Genomic DNA, 18,212 nt, shown 5'->3' on the forward strand with positions numbered 1-18,212 from the left:
AGACTAGTCCGATAGTCTCTACCCGCCTTCGTCTTTAGCATGGCACCAACCCAAATTAAAGCGGGAGGTTTTGCTATTGTCTGCGTGTTCAGTTACATCTTTAGCCATTTTCATCAGTTGCACTGCCCTGAGCATTCCAGCTCTGGCTCAGCATCAACAGACAATCGGCACCCTGAAACAGCAGGCGGAGCAACTGCCGGAGGATTTTGCCGCACATTTGTTTAATGTGCCTCTTGCGATCCGCGTAGAGCTGAACGGCAACTATTTGGGGGATGGGCTACTGGTGCTGACTCTCGACGAACAGATCCAGTTACTCGCTTTCAGTGACGCGTACGACAGCCCATACACCGACAGTGATCGTGAGTTTTGGCTTGCGGCACTGACAGAAAAAACAGCTTTGGGTCAATGCCTGAACTGCAAAAGCGGCTTATTAGCTCTGGAATACAGCCTGCAGGACGCTCGATTGTCTATCGTCACCAAAGATGCAGAACAAGGCTCAGCAACCACAAAATATCAAGCCTTACCAAACGCTGGCAGCTCAGGCCTGATTATGCACAACCAATTGAATCTAATGAATGTTGAAGGTGCCTCCAGCTCACGTTATTACAGTATGGAACTGATGGGCAGCACAGGAAACTGGACCCACTACACTGGTACACAAGTTTCCCGCAGCGGTTTAGGCAACGAGTCCACCTACTATGGTTTAAGCCAGCTCTACAGTCAGTATGAACTTGAAGGCAAAGCCTTGCGGGCTGGTTATTTCGCCAGCACAGCTCAGGGCCTGAACCTGACTCCGGGCCGCGGCGCTGGTGGCGATAATATGCTGGGTTTGATGCTGAGTTCATCCGATACCTTAGTGGCCGACCACAACTACCCGAGCACCACTGCTGTCTATGTCACTGCAGACCGTCCTGCTATCGTTGAGATTCATCGTAATAATCAGCTGATCAATAGCCAGCAAGTTCAGGCTGGTTTACAAACGATCGACACCAAAGTGTTACCAACAGGTATTTATGCGGTGCAATTACGAGTAGTACAGGATGGTCAGTTGCTCTCTGAATCCGAAGCAATGATCTACAAACCCACTGTGTGGCAAGACCCGTCTGAACCACTACGTTACAGCCTGTTTGCTGGTCGCCAGACTCAGCTATTTAATAACACTGAGTCGGCCTTTGAAGGCAGCGCTACGGTAGGGGCTGCACTCAATTACCTGCTCAACCCTAACACTGTAGTGGGTTTATCCGGTCAGTACAGTGATCAGGCTATTTCGCTAGGCACTTCTTTGGATCTAAACCTTGGCGAGCGCAGCAAACTATTGGCCAATCTATATAACAGTCAAAACTCAGGCTATGGCCTGGACGGTCAGTTTATTTACAGTTTTGATAGCGGCAGCCTGATGCTTAGCCAGCAATTTAATAAAACCAAAGCAACTGCACTATCACTAGCAAGGACACAGCGTAGTTCAGCGCTAAGCTGGCATCAGCGCATTAGTGCCAGCCAAAGTGGCTCTGTGCGCCTGTCACATCAACAAGGTTTGGGAACTGGGGTTGACCTGAACTGGCAATACCATCAGCAAAATTTTGATACCAACAGCAGCTGGCGTTTTACTGCCTTTAACCGCCCTGCATTGTCAGGCACGGTCGCCTATCGAAATACCGGAGTGGAGCTGAGTTTAAATATTAACTTTGGCAAAAACACCTCACAGTACTACGCAGCACTGGGCAACAGAACATCACGGGATGGCAGCAAAGAAAACACAGCGGAAGCAGGTTGGAGCACTCAAGTTGAAAACAGCAGTATCCAACATATAGGCGCCAGCGCAAGCGTAGACAATTATGGCATCGGCCTGACTGCGAACAGCAGCCTGAAGAATCAGTATCTTTATGGGGATGTCTATATGACACGGTCTTCTTACGACGGCACATTCAGCTCTGGGCTCAACCTGAGCAGCACTATTGCTGCTTCAACTGAAGGTATGACCGCCAGCAGCAATAGTAGTTACGAAGGCGCAAGCCTTATCGTCGAACTGGAGTCTGACGTGGAACAGCTAAAACTCCGCGCCCATGATTCAGCTGGCCAAAGTGTGATGTTAGCGCCGGGAATGAACCTGGTCCCCGTCAAAGCCTATAGCCCCGGTACTGTCAGTTTTGATATTGAACAACAAGGCTCGGAGTACGCCAGCTTGTCGCAATCAGTAAAACGTTATCACCTGAATAAAGGCGGTGTGGACTATATGAAACTCTCTGCTTTTAAAACAGTAACAGTGGCGGGTCGTTTAGTGGATCAGCAAGGAAAACCACTATCCGGGCAGCATGTACTGAATCACTCCAGTCGCACTGTGACAGAAGCCAGTGGCTTTTTCACGCTAGCCATGCGTCAGTCCAGCCCGACTTTGGATGTACTGCAGCAAGGGGAAAGTATCTGCCACTTTGAGCTGGATACCAGCTTAGAACAAAAGCAGCAAGATCTGTTATTTGTTGGCGATCTTCGCTGCGACACTCGCGTCAGTCAAGCTGAACCACAGCAACAAACACCAACAACCTTTGCGCCAAATTAAGGAGCACCTGATGAATTATGTTCGTAGTTTTGGCCTGATGCTTTGCCTGTATTTTTCAGTACAACACCAGCCATTGCTGGCTGCCGAAGTCACAGTAAGTGCCGAATTTAAAGCGGACAGCTCAGCCTCAAGCCAACAACGCCTGACCGATGTAACGCCTTGTAACGATCCATTCTGCACTTACATCTGGAACTACACACGCTACAAAGCCATCACTGTCGACAGTTTTATCAACCACAGATTCATCAAGAACAATACGCATCCCAGAAATAACTTATATCTCAAATTTCCCTCTGCCCGCAAGGTCATGTTACAGCATGAAAGCGGTCGCCAGACTGAAGTGACCTTTAAAATCAAACGCATAGGCGGAACTTATGTCAGTCGTGGCGGGATAAACTCGCTGTATTCGATGATTGGCAGTGGTGGTATCGGCATTATGCCTGGTATCAACAACGGCAATTGTTCGAGGGTTCTGGCCGGATCTACATCTCGTGGCAATACCACTAGTTTTTTATGGGACATCAACTCCCCTTACGACAATATAGGTGGTAATTGCTACAGATTGTTTTCTAACTCCGACCCTTTACCCAGCACCCAAAGCTTTAGTCTTGAACAAACCCAAATCGCCTTTGTGTATGAGCTGCTGACCGATTCACCGATGAAACTGGAAAACGGGCAATACAAAGGCAGACTGGTATTCAGTGTTGGAACCGGCGCCGATTTTGATATGGGCGAAGGCGACTATGCCGACCCTCAGCTTATCGTCAACATTAACCTGAATGTGGAACATCAGACCATGCTGCGCTTTCCGGCCAATAGCAGCAGAATTATGTTGGAACCAGCGAAAGGCTGGCAGGACTATCTGGCCACAGGGAAAATGACAGAATCAGTGAAAGCAGATATTCCTTTTCAAATCTGGAGCACCGGGCCACTGAGTATTTATCTGCAATGTAATGTCGATATGGCGCCTTATTGCGGATTAAGAAACGCCCGTAATGGCCACCGAATTACGGTGATGACAACGATCACCATGCCACAAGGCATGAAAGCACCTTATGGCATAGCTGCTGAGCGAATACGACTATACGCAAGTCCAAGCAGGGTTAAATTTACACCAGACCAAAAGATCACTAACGGCACAGGCATAGTGCACTTTGAAGTCAATGCCAAAGATGTAGCATCAGCCCTTGGCAGTAATCCGGGTGGTGAATATTCCGGTTCAGTGGCATTGATGATCGAACCTCGTTTGTAGCATAGGTTAGATAATAAAATCAGATCAGATTAGTCCGATAGTCTGCTGTATCGGACCAGCCTACCATAAACATCATGATGAGTTGCTCATCAATGTCGCAGTACCACAAGGGCTGCATACTTTTTGATTTAAGGAGCTTTTAGCTATGAAAAATCTGAACACAGTTCTTGCCTCAGCCATGTTGTTAAGTCTGTCAGCATCCGGCTTTGCCGCCCAAACCGAACAGAAACAAATCACTGTTATTGCTGAAGTGCCGTCCACTAGCTTTTTCGTCAATGCATTACCAGGGGACGACGTATTTACTGCACCTCAACGTATGGAATGGAATACTTTTAATAACGTACTGACACCTATTCAAAAGCAGCTGCATATGGGCAGTACCACAGGCGCTATTCAGGCGGCAGTGACTAGTTCTACTCTAACCGGAAGTCTGCTGGCCAATACCATAGATCTGGCCGTAGCTGTTAACGGCGTCACTTTAAATTCAACTGCAGCCGACGTACTGGGAGCGACCCAGGCTGCTGCTGGTCAGGTGGTGAATATGACCATAGCGCCAGCAACGGGCGCAAGCTACACCCCGGATAACTATTCTGGTGTGGTCAGCTTATCTTTTGAAACTCCACTGCCAAATGCAGAACCAGCGCCAGCTGAATAATTCCTCGTCAACCCCAACCGGTGCCTTTGGCAGGTAGATGTTTTACCTGCCTTTTTTATTCGCTGCCATCCATGGCGCTCACCCAAAAGGGCCAGCTAAAGCTGTTCAAAAACATTCCCGATGTTTTTGTATTCGCTGCCATCCATGGCGCTCACCCAAAAAGGGCCATCGTCGCTGCGCTCCAATGTTAAAAAACACTCCCGATGTTTTTGTATTCGCTGCCATCCATGGCGCTCACCCAAAAGGGCCAGCTAAAGCTGTTCAAAAAATGGCAGGACAGCCATTTTTCACAGCGCCAGCTGCCAAAGGCGAACGTCAGGGATGATGTGAGTGAAAAACATTCCCGATGTTTTTGTATTCGCTGCCATCCATGGCGCTCACCCAAAAAGGGCCATCGTCGCTGCGCTCCAATGTTAAAAAACACTCCCGATGTTTTTGTATTCGCTGCCATCCATGGCGCTCACCCAAAAGGGCCAGCTAAAGCTGTTCAAAAAATGGCAGGACAGCCATTTTTCACAGCGCCAGCTGCCAAAGGCGAACGTCAGGGATGATGTGAGTGAAAAACATTCCCGATGTTTTTGTATTCGCTGCCATCCATGGCGCTCACCCAAAAAGGGCCATCGTCGCTGCGCTCCAATGTTAAAAAACATTCCCGATGTTTTTGTATTCGCTGCCATCCATGGCGCTCACCCAAAAGGGCCAGCTAAAGCTGTTCAAAAAATGGCAGGACAGCCATTTTTCACAGCGCCAGCTGCCAAAGGCGAACGTCAGGGATGATGTGAGTGAAAAACATTCCCGATGTTTTTGTATTCGCTGCCATCCATGGCGCTCACCCAAAAAGGGCCATCGTCGCTGCGCTCCAATGTTAAAAAACATTCCCTATGTTTTTTTATTCGCTGCCATCCATGGCGCTCACCCAAAAAGGGCCAGCTAAAGCTGTTCAAAAACACTCCCTATGTTTTGTTCCCGTCGTACTTGAAACTACTGCCTTGTTGGCTGCTTGTCGTTCAGATAAAAAAACGGGCAGGGATAAACCCTGCCCCTACGCATCCTCCGCCGATCACAAGACCATGCATAGGACTGTTTATCGGTTTTAACTCGCCACCTGTTGCTGCGAACTATGACAAAGCACAACTGTGCAGTCTGGCTCTATAAAATTTCGTTTAAAAAGCTGTTCACTATTGCTTTCGGCAATAGGTGTCCCGTCGTACTTGAAACTGCTGCCTTGTTGGCTGCTTGTCGTTCAGATAAAAAAACGGGCAGGGATAAACCCTGCCCCTACGCTTCCTCCGCCGATCACAAAACCATGCATAGGACTGTTTATCTGTTTTAACTCGCCACCTGTTGCTGTGAACTATGACAAAGCACAACTGTGCAGTCTGGCTCTATTAAAGTTTCGTTTAAAAAGCTGTTCACTATTGCTTTCGGCAATAGGTGTCCCGTCATACTTGAAACTGCTGCATTGTTGGCTGCTTGTCGTTCAGATAAAAAAACGGGCAGGGATAAACCCTGCCCCTACGCTTCTTCCGCCGATCACAAGACCATGCATAGGACTGTTTATCGGTTTTAACTCGCTGCCTGTTGATCCAAGCTATTACTAAGTACCGCAGTACAGTCTTCTGCCGTTAAAGGCTTATAGTACAAATAGCCCTGCACCAAATCGATGCCACATCGTTTAATCAGCATAGCGTCAGCCAGCCTCTCTACGCCTTCGGCTATCAATGTTAAACCCAGCTTATGCGCCAATTGAATGGTGTTTTCCAATACCAGCCGCTGTTGTGATCGCTCTGATACGCCGTCGATTAAACTTCGATCCAACTTTAACCGGGTGGCAGGTATACGGGATAACTGCTGCGCGTTGGCAAAGCCTGTACCGTAGTCGTCTATGGCAATGCTAAAACCTGCCAAACGTAAATTTGCCAGGCTTTCAATAGCGGCTGAAAGCTGACTAAAATCCTGAGTTTCAGTCACTTCAAAGCAGATTAATTGTGGTTTGATGCCAGACTGTTGCACTTTGTGCTGCAGTTGCTGCATAAAAGCAGTATCTGACAAAGACAAAGGCGATAGGTTAAAAGACAGCTGCACTACAAGCTTCAACTCGTACCACTTTTGTAGTTGTTTTAACGCTTGATCCAATAACAGCAGAGTTAATTCGTTAATCAGACCCCACTGCTCGGCAGCTCTGATAAAACGATCAGGCCTTACCATGCCAAGTTCTGGTTGATTCCAACGTGCTAAGGCTTCTACTGCGATGATCTCTCCTGAGTTCATATCTGCTATCGGCTGATAACAAAGCGAAAATTGCTGCTCACTAATGGCTTTACACAACATTTTTTGATCAAACAGCGGAGTTTTCATCTCAGAATCAACAGACCAAGCTTCGGCTTTACGGCGGCTCAGACACAGACTCAACAGCTCTTTATTCAGCGGCTTCGCTAGAGTGCCAAGTACCTGCAAACCGTCTGCTTCGGCCATAGTGGCAACACTATGGAGTAACAAAGCATCTTTAGCGCTGGTGATAATCACGGCCTGACATAATTGCTGTTTTGCCAGGGATCGTAATAACTCCACACCATTCATCTGCGGCATGTCCAGGTCGATCAGCATCAGATCAGCGCGTTGCTGCTTTAACAGCTCAAGAGCCAGCTCACCATCGGATGCGTAACTGATATGCTGGATCTTCAACTGTTTTAATAGTTGCCCGGCATACAGTTGCTGTGCCGCACAATCTTCTACCACTAATACATTGGGGTTTTGCACTTAGTTTTCCTTCTCTGAGGCCAGCTCCTTCTGGCTGTTATCGCACCATAGTTGTGCTTCACGATTAAACACTTTTAAGGCGGCCAGCACACGTAAACTGGCACTGGTGATCTGCTGCTCTGTGGCTTTTTCCAGCGTTTCACAGCTGTCGATTAACTGCTCAGCTTGCACCAGCACAGCAGCACCTTTGATTTTATGCGCCTGTCGTTTAAGCGCATGCCAATTCGATTGTTGCAGCAGTAGTTTCAGCTGTTCTATGTCTTCACTATTGCTTTGACACAAAGTAGACAGCATCTGGCGGGCAAAGGCTGGATCAGGCCCTGCCAACACAAATAAAGCGTCGATATTGAAAGCGGCTTTGCCTTTGGCGTACTTCTGAATACTTTGCTGTAATTCATTGATACTGATAGGTTTAAATAAGCAGTCATTCATACCAGCTGCTATGCAGCGGGCAATTTCATCGGACTGTGCTCTGGCTGTTAGCCCCAGTACCACTAAATGCTGTAAGTCCTGGTCAGCACGGATAGCTTGGGCCAGCTGATAGCCATCCATCAGTGGCATATTGCAGTCGGTCAGAACTAAATCCAGTTGCTGCTGTGCTAACAACTGCAGTGCCTCACTACCATCAGCCGCCTGCCAAACCTGATGCCCTAAATAACTCAATTGGCGCTGCAATAACAGACGATTCACCTGATGATCGTCCACTACCAGTAGCTTTAAAGGCTGATAGTGCTGGTTTTCGTCTGCGTTTTCTGCTGATCGTTTTTTGTCAGCTTCACTCAGCGCAGCAGCCCTATAAGGCAACAGCAGTTTTATTTGAATTTCGGTGCCCTGATCTTCTTCACTCTGAATAGAAAAGCTGCCCAGCATCAATTGCACTATAGTCTGGCAAATACTTAAACCTAAACCTGTACCGCGTTCACCTGAAACCTGTTCTGAGTTCGCCAATTGTGCGAAGGGTTTCAGTACTTTTGCGCTTTGTTGATGAGTCAAACCAACCCCTGTATCTTTGACACAAAGTTTCACCAGCAGATGGTCTTCCTGCAGCTTAAGCAAGGTTAAACTTAAGTCCACCCCACCCCGCGGCGTAAATTTGATGGCATTGTTTAGCAGGTTGGATAGCAGCTGCTTATACAATAAAGGGTCTAGTTCTATCTGATATGGCTCTAACGCCAGATCCATTTTGTAATTCAGATACAAACCTTTACTTTTGGCCATCCCAACAAACACCTGATAAAGCCTTTTGGTTTCATCCTGTAACAGCAGCCACTGCGGTTTGAGCTCCAACTGGCCTGCTTCAATTTTCGCGAGATCCAGAATATCGCCAATCAGCTCTTTTAAACCCTGGGCTGAATCGTAGGCAATATCTATGGCGGTGAAATCCCAAAGCTTTTCATCGGCCTGACGTTTCGCCAGCTCCAGCGTACCGATAATGGCGTGCAGCGGAGTGCGAATTTCATGGCTCATAGTCGAGAGGAAAAAGCTTTTGGCTTTGCTCGCCTCAAGGGCCTGCTCTTTAGCTTGCTCCACTTGTTCCAGCAATAGCTGGCGTTCGCGCACCTGACGGCGTAAGTAAAAATTCCAGAATACGAATGCCAGCACAATAACTGCAAAAGCAGCTACAGCCTGTATAAGCTGCTGGCGATATGTCTGCCAAAAGTTGGGGGCAGCCGTATTCACAGACCAGTCCGACAACAACGCCAATTGATCCGGTGGAATACTCAACAGAGTTTTGTCCAGAATACTGTAAAGCTCGCTTTGCTGTTTGGGCACGGCTAACGTAAAACGAGCACCGGATGGCATAAAACTAGAGCTGATTTGCAGCTGGTTTTTATAGGTCTGCTCTGCATAAAACCTGGTTATCACCAGATTTTCCACCAAAGCATCGGCCTGACCTTCTAATACTGCCTCCACGCTTTTCTGCAGGTTTTCAACGAATTTAAACTTCAGCTTAGGATAAGTCGCTTTCAAATAAGACACGATCGCATGATTGTCCTGAATGGCTAAGGTTTTGCCTGCCATTTGCTCAATCCGCAGTTGTGGCGTCGCGGAATCGGAACGGGTAACTACCGCATAGGAGGTAACCAGATAAGGCCGGCTAAAATTCAAAAACTCCGCGCGTTCTTCATTAGGCGACAAAATAGCCGACAAATCGGCCTTGCCCTCTTTTAGCAATTGCAGCATTTCGGTTAGCGACCGTACAGGCACCCACTCAAACTCCAGCCCGGTTTTGGCACTAATGGCTTCAGTTAATGACTTTAAAATACCAACGCCTTGGCTTAAATCCTTGGATCCCATTAGAAAAGGTGTATCGCCCAGTGGATGCACAATACGAACTGGCTCGTTACGTTCAATAAAACTCTGCTCGGCTTGAGACAATTCAATACGCTCTGCCAACATATAAAGCGCCCGGCCTGCACTCCAGCGCTGCAAAATCTGTTGCTGCTCTGTATGAGGCACAGCAGCTATGACTTTATTCAATAAAGCCAGCAGCTCAGGCTGTAGTTGTGAAGTATAAAAATTAAAATGTCCGGAGCTTAAAGGCGTAAAGTTACTGATATTCAGCTCTGAAAAATGGCCTGTATGAATTAAATAATGGGCGCTGATGACATTGCCTAAATACAACTGGGCATGGCCTAAGGCCACAGCTTCCAGCGCTTGAGTTAAATTATCGTAGGGCACCAAATCTGCGTCAGGAAAGCTTTGCTGAAGTCGTTCGAGGCTTACATAGTGCTTGGAAAAGGCTAACTTGGGTTTATGATGAGAGCCATGTTGCGTATTTTCTTTTTCCACAGACCTTTGATAAGTGGTGGTCACAAGCACAGGAATATCATCAGCATAAGACTCTGTCGCGACAATATCAGCGACATCCAGCTCATTCATACGGGCATAGCTGTAAAAATCGATGGTGCCTTCGCGCGCTGCGGCTATCAAATCAGCTTTAGTAGCAAAACTGCGAATGTCCACCGGCAAGGCCAACGCAGAGCTGATTAACCCCAGATAATCGGCCGTTATTCCTTCAAAGTCTTTGCCATTAGTTTTAAGTACAAAAGGCGGATGTTCATCATAGAGTGCACCAAACACCAATTGCTTTTTCTTCATCAGCCATTGTTGCTCGGCCTCTGTTTGTTCGACCTGTATGGTTGCAGTGCTGCGGGAAAACAGCTGCAATTGCTGCGCAGCAGACAGCATTGGAATCAGCAGCAAAAAAGTCCACACCATTAATTTCATGACAAATTATGCCTCTTGGCAAAATCAAACAGCTCCATAGCAGAGCCTAAGTTCAGCTTGGCCAGAATATTGGTTTTGTGAGTACTGACGGTTTTATGGCTAATGGCCATAGTTTCAGCAATATCTTTGTTGGCATGGCCTTTACACAGAAGCTCAACGATTTGCAGCTCTCTGTTACTTAAACTGGCCAATAAAGCAGCCTCAGAGCTTGCCAGCTGTTCGCCATAGAGCTCAGGTTGTGGGAATACTTTTTTGCCTTTGAGCACTAAACGCGCCGCTTCTGCCAATTCGTCCAGCGGCTGAGCCTTGGAAACTATGCCATAAGCTCCGGCTTCAATGCAGCGCACCGCATAGACAGATGGCTCCTGCGCTGTCAGCACCAGAATGCGAGTCTCAGGGTAACGCTGACAAACCCTGCGTATCACTTCCAAACCACTCATTTGTGGAATATCCAAATCCAGGACCATCAATTGACATGGTGTGTTTTTCAGTAACTGAATGGCGTCTATGCCATTATCGGCTTCAGCCAACACCTCAAAGTTATGTCGCTCCAGCACAGCCTTCACCGCCAAACGTAAAAATGGATGATCGTCTACCACAGCGACAGAAATAGGTAACATGCTTTACTCCAGTCAATAAATTCAGGGATACAACTTTTTTCACAGCATAGACAATTACCGACCAAATAGCCTAAGCAGTTAGGCTGATTAAGCCCATAGGACTAATCTGATTTTTTGTCACGTCTTAGCATCCCAATCGACGCCTTTCGCTACCAGTGCTACACTGCCCACTCTTTGTTTTCGCATTTATGGATGCCACTGATTTGAGCCAACCATCGACACCACTGGCACCACCACAGGCCAGCTTTTATTTTTATGACTATGAGACTTGGGGCGCGGATCCAAAAAAAGATCGCCCGGCCCAGTTTGGTGGTATTCGCACCGATTTAGATTTAAACCCTATTGGCGAACCCGACATGTGGTATTGCCAATTGGCGAACGATTATTTGCCTCATCCGGTGGCAGCATTGATCACCGGCCTGACGCCACAGTTATGTAATCAAAAAGGTTTACCTGAAACTGAATTTTGCCGCCGTATTCTGGAAAAGTTCAGCCAGCCTAATACCTGCGTGCTTGGGTATAACAGCTTACGTTTTGATGATGAAGTCACGCGTTACAGCTTGTACCGTAACTTTTATGAGCCTTACGGCCGTGAGTGGCAACAGGGCAACAGCAGATGGGATTTAATCGACATAGTGCGCGCTTGTTATGCCTTGCGCCCTGAAGGCATTGTCTGGCCAGAAAAAGCCGATGGCAGCCCAAGCTTTAAATTAGAAGATTTAACCAAAGCTAATGGTTTGTCGCACCAACGCGCACACGACGCTTTGTCTGATGTATATGCCACTATCGCCATTGCCAAACTGGTAAAAGAAAAACAGCCGAAGTTGTTTCAGTACCTGCTGGATTTACGCAAAAAAACTGAAGTCAGTAAGTTGTTTGATTTGGTCAATTTAACGCCGCTGGTGCATGTGTCGGGTCGCTTCCCCGCTATTCAGGGTTGTGTGAGCTGGATAGTGCCTCTGGCGCCGCATCCAACCAATAAAAACGCCGTGATTTGCTACAACCTGCAAGCCGATCCTAAACCTTTGCTGGAGCTGGATTTAGCATCATTGCAGCAACTTTTGTATACCAAAACCGCTGACTTAGACGAAGACCAGCAACGGCTTGGTTTAAAGCTGATCCATCTCAACAAGTGCCCAGTGTTATCTCCGGCTAAAACTTTATCAGAGCAACGCGCTGCCGATTTGGGCATAGACAGAACAGCCTGCCTTAAGCATCTGGACTGGCTGCGCCAAAACCGCTCTGCTATTCAGCCTAAGGTGATGGAGCTGTATCAGTTGCCGACAGACTTCAGTGTGGAGACTAATCCGGATTATCAGCTTTATAACGGTTTTGTCTCCAACGAAGATAAACAGCGGATGGAACAGCTGCATTTAATGAGCGCCGATCAACTGGCCTCTAACCCTGTGCTTTTTAGCGAAGACAGATTAAACCAACTGCTGTTTTTATACCGCGCCCGCAACTACCCACAAAGCCTGACCGATCAGGAGCAACAACGCTGGCAACGCTATCGCAGCGACAAACTAACTCACGGCCTGGATAAACCTAATTTAACCTTTGAAGAATTTGGTTTGGCGTTGGAGAATCTGGCACACGAGGCTGGTGATGACGTGAAAAAAATGAATATCCTCAAGGCGTTATTTCAATATGCTCAAAGTTTATAAACTCAGGCTAGTTGATAAAAAATTGTAGGGGCGGGTCTTGCACCCGCCCGTCTAATGATACCGCGGTGCCCATTGACGGGCCCGGACAAGCCAAGGCACCTACAACCCGCCCGTCTATCCTTCATTATTAGGTTCACTTCAAACACGACGGTTTTTATTAATTTTTATTCAGTTGCCAGTCAGCCATCTATGTTTCAGATCAGACTTCTGCTAGCCTGCGCGCATTAATTAACCAATATTGTTTTTGGGTGCGGAGTTTGTGATGAAGTTGTGGTCAAAAATCAAAGTGATGTTATGTAGTTTGTTATTAACAGGTTGTATAGCGCCAGCCTTATTAATGACCTCGCAGGCCCAACTTCTGGGTGAACTATTACGTCCCCTGGTTGGTTTTAACCCATTGGATGTAAAGCTGTTTGAGAACCCGCTGATCCGCGACCCTATGGTGGCTTTAATGGGTGAAGATAACTACCGCACCGCCGTTACTTTATTAAACACTGCAACAGCCATTCAACAACAAGGCCCACTGTTTTTTGTGGTATCAGAACACTCGCCTTTGCCTCACTTGGCCGAAAAAGCCGGCTTTGTCTGGAACTCAGAGCATAACCAAATGGCTATTTTGCTGGTGTCGGGCGGTAAAACCGAAATATTCAATCAGGTGGTTGAAGGCGCTGCGGGAAAAATCATACCAAGCTGGCCCAAAGAGCTGCTCGACTACACCAGCCCTGAAAAATTAAAACAAAAAGCTGTGGCCGCAGCGGCAGGTAAAATAGGCCAGGGGTTGGGTTTGTCAGAAGAACAAACTGGTTTTGTTGAAACAGGTTTAGCAGGAGGTTCAGTGCAAAATGCGCTGGAAGAAAACCTGAAGCAAAAAGCCATGGATCCGGTAGAAGAAATCAAACAACAGGTCGAAGCTGGTAAAGCTGAGTTGCTAAGTGCACCTAAACAACGCTTCACAGAAATGACTCAGGAAGCAGTACCCACCGAAGATGACGTACTAAAGCAGTTTACCGGCAAATCAGCAGAAGAACTCAAAGCAGCAAAAAAATACGTCGAAGAAGCCAAAGCCAGAGCGGACGCTAACCAGAAGAAGCCTGTCTCTGCGATAAAAGACAAAGCCACTTTGGAAAAAGAGGCCAAACAGTGGGCCAAAGATAAAGCCAATAAAAAAGTAGACGAAACTCGCGCCCCGGCTGATGATTTACTAAATGAGCTGACAGAAGAAGTGAAGCAAAAAACCACTTTGCCTGGGACGGAGAAGAAAAAGGATGGTGGGGACTAAGGTTTTTATGTGACTCAAGAAAAGTAACCAAACTCAGACATATTGATTACTTGTTCAGCAGTTTGGTTAAGCCTATACTGAATGCGCATTCGACATACGCATAGGTAATTTTATGAAAGCAACGTTCAGCTCACAAGCCCCAAAAAAAGCAACCAACCTTAGCTTGAACAGCGAATTGTTGGCTGAAGCGAAACGACTGAATATCAATCTGTCCGCGACTATGGAAAAAGCTTTGGAACTGGAAGTGAGTCAACGATTGAAAGCACAGTGGCTTGCGCAAAATGCTGATGCTATTGCAGCCTGCAATGATCTAACTGAAAAGCATGGCCTGTTCTCTGACTCATTTCGGGCATTTTAATGTCGCAATTCACGCTCTACCAAAACAATGATGCAAGCACTGCCAAAACCTACCCTTATTTTGTTGATGTGCAAAGTGATTTACTTGAGTCCCTGAATACCCGTCTTGTTGTGCCGCTGACACCATTGGCTCTCCTGGATAAAAAGGCTCCTCAGCACCTATGCCCAAGAATTCACTTAGACACAGGAGATTTTGTAATTCTGACTCACCAGATGACCAGCCTCCCAACAAAACTGTTGATAAACCCTGTGACCCACTTACAAGCTTTCAGAGATGAGATTATTGCCGCGGTTGATTTCCTGATCACAGGGATATAAACGACAGTTTTCGAGCCTTGTTACTCTTTATCTGCTCCTGAAGTCGCTCCCAAAGTTTTTTATGCCATTTAATGTTACTGATTTGCTTTCTCGGCGGCCTTTTTACGCATATCCATCAAAGCATCCAGCACCTGCTCGTCCAGTTTTTGGGCTTTGCCAAGCGCAATTGCTTTATCAAAACTCGCTACGGCCTCTTTAGGTTGCCCTGCCCCAAACAGTCGCTGGCCCAGCACCATATGGGCGTAAGGCAGATTAGGGTATGCCTGAATCAAGGTTTGAGACGTAGTAACTGCAGCAGTATGGCGTTGCTGCTCGGCTTGAGCTTCTGCGAACTCAACATAACTGTTCACCGGCGCAGCCATGATAAATCCGACTTTTTTGGAAAGCTCTGCATAGTGCGCGGTTAAGGCTGAAACATCCGCGTACTTTGCTATTTCTGGCGTAATGGCGAAATTCAAATGACTGAATAAATACTCTAGTCCTTCTGACAAGGCCGGTAAGATACTACTCATATGGCCACGATTTGGATACTGCTGAAATGTCCAGACTAATTTAGATGGTTTGTTCTGCTCCATCGCCGCTAGTAATTCCAGCGTTCCGGAGTAAAAACGCCCGCCCTCACCGCCAACACTGATAAACAAATGCTGATAAGGCCGCTTTGCATCCGCTAGTTTTTCTACATTCGACAGGGTTTCAGCCTGACTCCACCAACCTTGCGGACTCAAGGCCAAGTAGTTAGTAAAAAGATCTGGCTGATTAAACAGACTATACAGCGCCAAAGTGCCGGCATTTGAATGCCCTATCAGTGTACGGTGTGGATAGGTTGGATAACCTTTATCGACGTAAGGAATAAGCTCAGTGCGAATAAACTTCAAAAAGTTATCGGTTTGACCTGCGTTTGGCCACTTAGTAGATATAAAGGCCTGAAGCTCATTTTGCGGTTGCCCCACAACTTTTGGCAAATAATCTCTGGGTCTATTGGTAGTTTCAATACCTACCACCATAGTTTTTGGCATCAAATTGTAATCAGTGAGCGATTTCACCACCCCTGTGACCGCATGAAAATGCTCTGCACCATCCAACAGATAAATCGCATGAAGTCGCTCATTGTCTTCATACTCAGGCGTATAGATCCAAATCGGTCTGTCTTCACCAATAATATCCGAGTACAAAATTACTTTTTTACCAATACTTATCTCACTCGCTTTAGCATTAAAAGCAGCAAGGACCGCGAACAGAACAAACACAACACTCCGCATCTAGCACTTCCTTATGTCAATGAATGGGTAAAATTGTAAAGCAGAACTCAATACTTTGCTCACTGAACGCCGCAGCTTAGCCTAGTTGGCCCACTGGAGACCAAGCTGTTGATAGCCGGAACCAAATTAAGCAACTTGTAAACTTAGCTCATACTAAGGATCTGCGTCTTTTTGTTCCGGTTTATACAAATACCAAACGGCTATAACGCAACCAATAATGAAACTTAATGAATGCCCGGGTTTAGGGTGCCCCGCGGTTTTAATATCTAAATACACTGCAGGCAAAATAGCAAAAAGGATGGCACCTAGCAGTATATATTCCTGCCTACACTTAACCACATAAAATACTAGCGCAAAACCCGCAAAGCCCAGCGCTGCTTGCGAAGCACCTGTGCCGGTATTCCAGGGAGGCGATCCAAATTGTGTTGTAAATAGAGTTCCGATAGCACCGGCAAACAGCCAAATGGATAGCGTATATCTGAATCCAATCTTACGTTCCAGAAGAACGCCTAAGAACATCATAGATAAAACGTTATACATCATATGTTGCTGATAAACATGAACAAACTGCGAAGTGATAAATCTCCATATTTCAAATTCTTTGATACTTTCTACTGTTAGACCACCATACTCAGCAAGATAAATAATTCGGGATTTACCAAGTATTGAGCCTGATATTTGGTAAGCCACAAAAAAAGAAACGCACACAGTTAAAATGCATATAACAATAGTAAAAAAAGGTTTGTAATTAGAATTCATACTTCGTCCTGAATTAACGCCCCAAGAAGGGGCAATAACATCTGGACTACAATACGGAACGAAGTGACGGTAGCCCACATGCTCTTGTCTCGCTTACTTGAATTATTAGCTGCCTGACCCAATTAGTCCTTGTATTGTAGATACCAGGATTCTTGCAGACTCAGAAGTATCATTTATTGGTATTCTAAAATAAGTTTTGCCAGAGTTATCTGAGCGCAGACTGATTGTATAGAAATTTGGGTTAGCTAAATCGTCAACACTACCTTTCTCAAATAAATAGCCAGAGAATTCCTTCGAAGAGACAATGTTCCATAATTTGTTAAATAAGACCTGGTCAATCTCAATATCTTTTTTAACATTCGATGCCCCCATTCCTGCAATATTAGCAATTGCAGATTCGCCATTGGACATGAGGGATGCATAGACAATGTGGCCTGGCTCTAATTGTTGCAGGAAAAACAGCTGACTTGTTTTCGCTAAAGCGCTGTTACAGAAAAGAGCTATGGCAATCAATATATAGAGAGAAAACTTCATAGTTTCGATGTCCTCCTTGGAAGCTAACGCCCAAATTTAGCTCGGAAAGCCGCGCAGCGGGTAGACGTCGCAACCCGCGTTTCTTGCCGGCGATAACAATTGTTTGTTAGGGCTGTTCACGAACAAATCGACACATCCCTTTACCCAGATTAGTGCCATCTCGCTCAATGTAACCATAACGACCATAGAAAGCTTCTTTACCATGCGCTGCAAGTAAACCGACCGTTGCACCTACCTGACACACTTTAAAAAGATAGCTTTCAACCCTACTCATAAGCATCCGACCAATACCTCGGCCTTGATATTCAGGAGTAACTACGACGTCTTGGATGTAAAAATACATAAAACCATCACCAACAACCCGAGCCATTCCTATCAGCTTTTCGTCGTCTCTGACTGTTACGTGAAATAAAGAACTATCTAAGCTCATTTGCGCCACGACTAAATCGACCCTATCCCAGTCGACTTCACACCTTAAGGCTATATATTCTTTAGCTGTCGGTGCTACATCATTGATGACGTAATTGGTTGATTTCGCGATGAAGCCCTAGCTCCGCCAGCATGCCGCGAACTTGTGAGCGTTGCACGGACTGCAGGCCCCGAATGCCGCAATTTGTTATGTGTTTGGGTAGTAAACAATTGAGCTCCCCTCGTTTAATGCTTCTTCGTAGAAACCAACAAAACCGAGAAAACTGTCTGTATTCAGTACATCAATCTTTAGCGGCTTACCCGTGAGATTTTTCAAGTTGGCAAAGCCAAACTTTGAGCATTCCGTAGTCGCGAATTCAAAATCCGGATGTTCACTGTCCTGAGCCAAAAATAATATGCATTTATGGACATGATGTAATTCAGGATGGTTGTAATCGTATTCATTACCACCAACAAACGCACCTTCAAATCCGTATAAAACTACAGTCTTCACGAAGCATCCTTACACATAACGTTCGGTTCAGCCGCAGTTTGTAAG

At 46.3% G+C, this 18,212-nt stretch carries 16 protein-coding genes; 8 read left to right on the forward strand and 8 right to left on the reverse strand.

The features are described 5' to 3' along the window. Positions 1–76 precede the first annotated feature (76 nt). The 4 genes from EMM73_RS05765 to EMM73_RS05780 all read left to right on the forward strand — a co-directional run bounded on the left by EMM73_RS05765 (position 77) and on the right by EMM73_RS05780 (position 5,241). On the forward strand, positions 77–2,557 hold the full coding sequence (locus tag EMM73_RS05765; protein ID WP_127685500.1) for a TcfC E-set like domain-containing protein: 2,481 nt from the start codon (positions 77–79) through the stop codon (positions 2,555–2,557). A gap of 10 nt (positions 2,558–2,567) precedes the next feature. Next, on the forward strand, positions 2,568–3,809 hold the full coding sequence (locus tag EMM73_RS05770; protein ID WP_127685501.1) for a hypothetical protein: 1,242 nt from the start codon (positions 2,568–2,570) through the stop codon (positions 3,807–3,809). Between the two features lie 145 nt (positions 3,810–3,954). Continuing rightward, on the forward strand, positions 3,955–4,464 hold the full coding sequence (locus tag EMM73_RS05775; RefSeq protein WP_127685502.1) for a CS1 type fimbrial major subunit: 510 nt from the start codon (positions 3,955–3,957) through the stop codon (positions 4,462–4,464). 429 nt (positions 4,465–4,893) lie between these two features. Beyond that, positions 4,894–5,241, forward strand: coding sequence for a hypothetical protein (locus EMM73_RS05780; protein WP_127685503.1), 348 nt, complete (start codon positions 4,894–4,896; stop codon positions 5,239–5,241). A 789-nt stretch (positions 5,242–6,030) separates the two neighbouring features. Here the strand turns inward: EMM73_RS05780 and EMM73_RS05785 are convergent. From EMM73_RS05785 to EMM73_RS05795, 3 genes are read right to left on the reverse strand one after another with little or no spacing between them, the layout of a single operon-like run. Further along, on the reverse strand, positions 6,031–7,224 hold the full coding sequence (locus EMM73_RS05785) for an EAL domain-containing response regulator (protein ID WP_127685504.1): 1,194 nt from the start codon (positions 7,222–7,224) through the stop codon (positions 6,031–6,033). Then, positions 7,225–10,455 (reverse strand): response regulator, encoded by a 3,231-nt coding sequence (locus EMM73_RS05790; RefSeq protein ID WP_127685505.1) that lies wholly within the window; start codon positions 10,453–10,455, stop codon positions 7,225–7,227. Beyond that, positions 10,452–11,075 (reverse strand): response regulator transcription factor, encoded by a 624-nt coding sequence (locus EMM73_RS05795; protein WP_127685506.1) that lies wholly within the window; start codon positions 11,073–11,075, stop codon positions 10,452–10,454. The genes EMM73_RS05790 and EMM73_RS05795 overlap by 4 nt, the downstream gene beginning before the upstream one ends. A gap of 203 nt (positions 11,076–11,278) precedes the next feature. Here EMM73_RS05795 and sbcB point away from each other — a divergent pair, with 203 nt between their 5' ends. From sbcB to EMM73_RS05815, 4 genes are all read left to right on the forward strand, one after another. Then, entirely contained in the window at positions 11,279–12,739 is a 1,461-nt protein-coding gene (gene sbcB / locus EMM73_RS05800) for an exodeoxyribonuclease I (RefSeq protein ID WP_261373336.1), read from the forward strand. A 262-nt stretch (positions 12,740–13,001) separates the two neighbouring features. Continuing rightward, a complete protein-coding gene (locus EMM73_RS05805; protein WP_127685508.1) occupies positions 13,002–14,018 on the forward strand; it encodes a hypothetical protein in 1,017 nt (338 codons plus the stop codon). Between the two features lie 112 nt (positions 14,019–14,130). Then, positions 14,131–14,376: a type II toxin-antitoxin system CcdA family antitoxin gene (locus EMM73_RS05810; protein ID WP_127685509.1), complete on the forward strand. Its 246-nt coding sequence runs from the start codon at positions 14,131–14,133 to the stop codon at positions 14,374–14,376. Further along, complete coding sequence (locus tag EMM73_RS05815) at positions 14,376–14,693, forward strand: CcdB family protein (protein ID WP_127685510.1); 318 nt, start codon at positions 14,376–14,378, stop codon at positions 14,691–14,693. The genes EMM73_RS05810 and EMM73_RS05815 overlap by 1 nt, the downstream gene beginning before the upstream one ends. Positions 14,694–14,767: 74 nt before the next feature. On the opposite strand, the gene EMM73_RS05820 is transcribed toward EMM73_RS05815, so the two are convergent. The 5 genes from EMM73_RS05820 to EMM73_RS05840 all read right to left on the reverse strand — a co-directional run bounded on the left by EMM73_RS05820 (position 14,768) and on the right by EMM73_RS05840 (position 18,167). After that, on the reverse strand, positions 14,768–15,952 hold the full coding sequence (locus EMM73_RS05820; protein WP_127685511.1) for an alpha/beta hydrolase: 1,185 nt from the start codon (positions 15,950–15,952) through the stop codon (positions 14,768–14,770). Positions 15,953–16,105: 153 nt separating this feature from the next. Next, complete coding sequence (locus EMM73_RS05825) at positions 16,106–16,711, reverse strand: rhomboid family intramembrane serine protease (RefSeq protein ID WP_127685512.1); 606 nt, start codon at positions 16,709–16,711, stop codon at positions 16,106–16,108. Positions 16,712–16,816: 105 nt separating this feature from the next. After that, positions 16,817–17,245, reverse strand: a complete 429-nt coding sequence (locus EMM73_RS05830) for a hypothetical protein (protein ID WP_127685513.1) — start codon at positions 17,243–17,245, stop codon at positions 16,817–16,819. 106 nt (positions 17,246–17,351) lie between these two features. Then, positions 17,352–17,675 (reverse strand): GNAT family N-acetyltransferase, encoded by a 324-nt coding sequence (locus EMM73_RS05835; protein WP_127685514.1) that lies wholly within the window; start codon positions 17,673–17,675, stop codon positions 17,352–17,354. Positions 17,676–17,861: 186 nt separating this feature from the next. Further along, positions 17,862–18,167 carry a hypothetical protein gene (locus EMM73_RS05840; RefSeq protein WP_127685515.1) on the reverse strand — a complete coding sequence of 102 codons (306 nt, stop codon included), beginning with the start codon at positions 18,165–18,167 and terminating at the stop codon, positions 17,862–17,864. Positions 18,168–18,212: the final 45 nt, after the last annotated feature.

This window comes from Rheinheimera sediminis (assembly GCF_004005375.1).
In the GTDB taxonomy this organism is placed as follows: domain Bacteria; phylum Pseudomonadota; class Gammaproteobacteria; order Enterobacterales; family Alteromonadaceae; genus Pararheinheimera.

Bases quoted from the DNA above. Each gene is read 5' to 3' on its own strand.
- EMM73_RS05770 (WP_127685501.1), top strand. From the start codon at position 2,568: ATGAATTATGTTCGTAGTTTTGGCCTGATGCTTTGCCTGTATTTTTCA.
- EMM73_RS05775 (WP_127685502.1), top strand. From the start codon at position 3,955: ATGAAAAATCTGAACACAGTTCTTGCCTCAGCCATGTTGTTAAGTCTG.
- EMM73_RS05780 (WP_127685503.1), top strand. From the start codon at position 4,894: ATGTTTTTGTATTCGCTGCCATCCATGGCGCTCACCCAAAAGGGCCAG.
- EMM73_RS05790 (WP_127685505.1), bottom strand. From the start codon at position 10,455: ATGAAATTAATGGTGTGGACTTTTTTGCTGCTGATTCCAATGCTGTCT.
- EMM73_RS05795 (WP_127685506.1), bottom strand. From the start codon at position 11,075: ATGTTACCTATTTCTGTCGCTGTGGTAGACGATCATCCATTTTTACGT.
- EMM73_RS05805 (WP_127685508.1), top strand. From the start codon at position 13,002: ATGAAGTTGTGGTCAAAAATCAAAGTGATGTTATGTAGTTTGTTATTA.
- EMM73_RS05810 (WP_127685509.1), top strand. From the start codon at position 14,131: ATGAAAGCAACGTTCAGCTCACAAGCCCCAAAAAAAGCAACCAACCTT.
- EMM73_RS05815 (WP_127685510.1), top strand. From the start codon at position 14,376: ATGTCGCAATTCACGCTCTACCAAAACAATGATGCAAGCACTGCCAAA.
- EMM73_RS05820 (WP_127685511.1), bottom strand. From the start codon at position 15,952: ATGCGGAGTGTTGTGTTTGTTCTGTTCGCGGTCCTTGCTGCTTTTAAT.
- EMM73_RS05825 (WP_127685512.1), bottom strand. From the start codon at position 16,711: ATGAATTCTAATTACAAACCTTTTTTTACTATTGTTATATGCATTTTA.
- EMM73_RS05830 (WP_127685513.1), bottom strand. From the start codon at position 17,245: ATGAAGTTTTCTCTCTATATATTGATTGCCATAGCTCTTTTCTGTAAC.
- EMM73_RS05835 (WP_127685514.1), bottom strand. From the start codon at position 17,675: ATGAGCTTAGATAGTTCTTTATTTCACGTAACAGTCAGAGACGACGAA.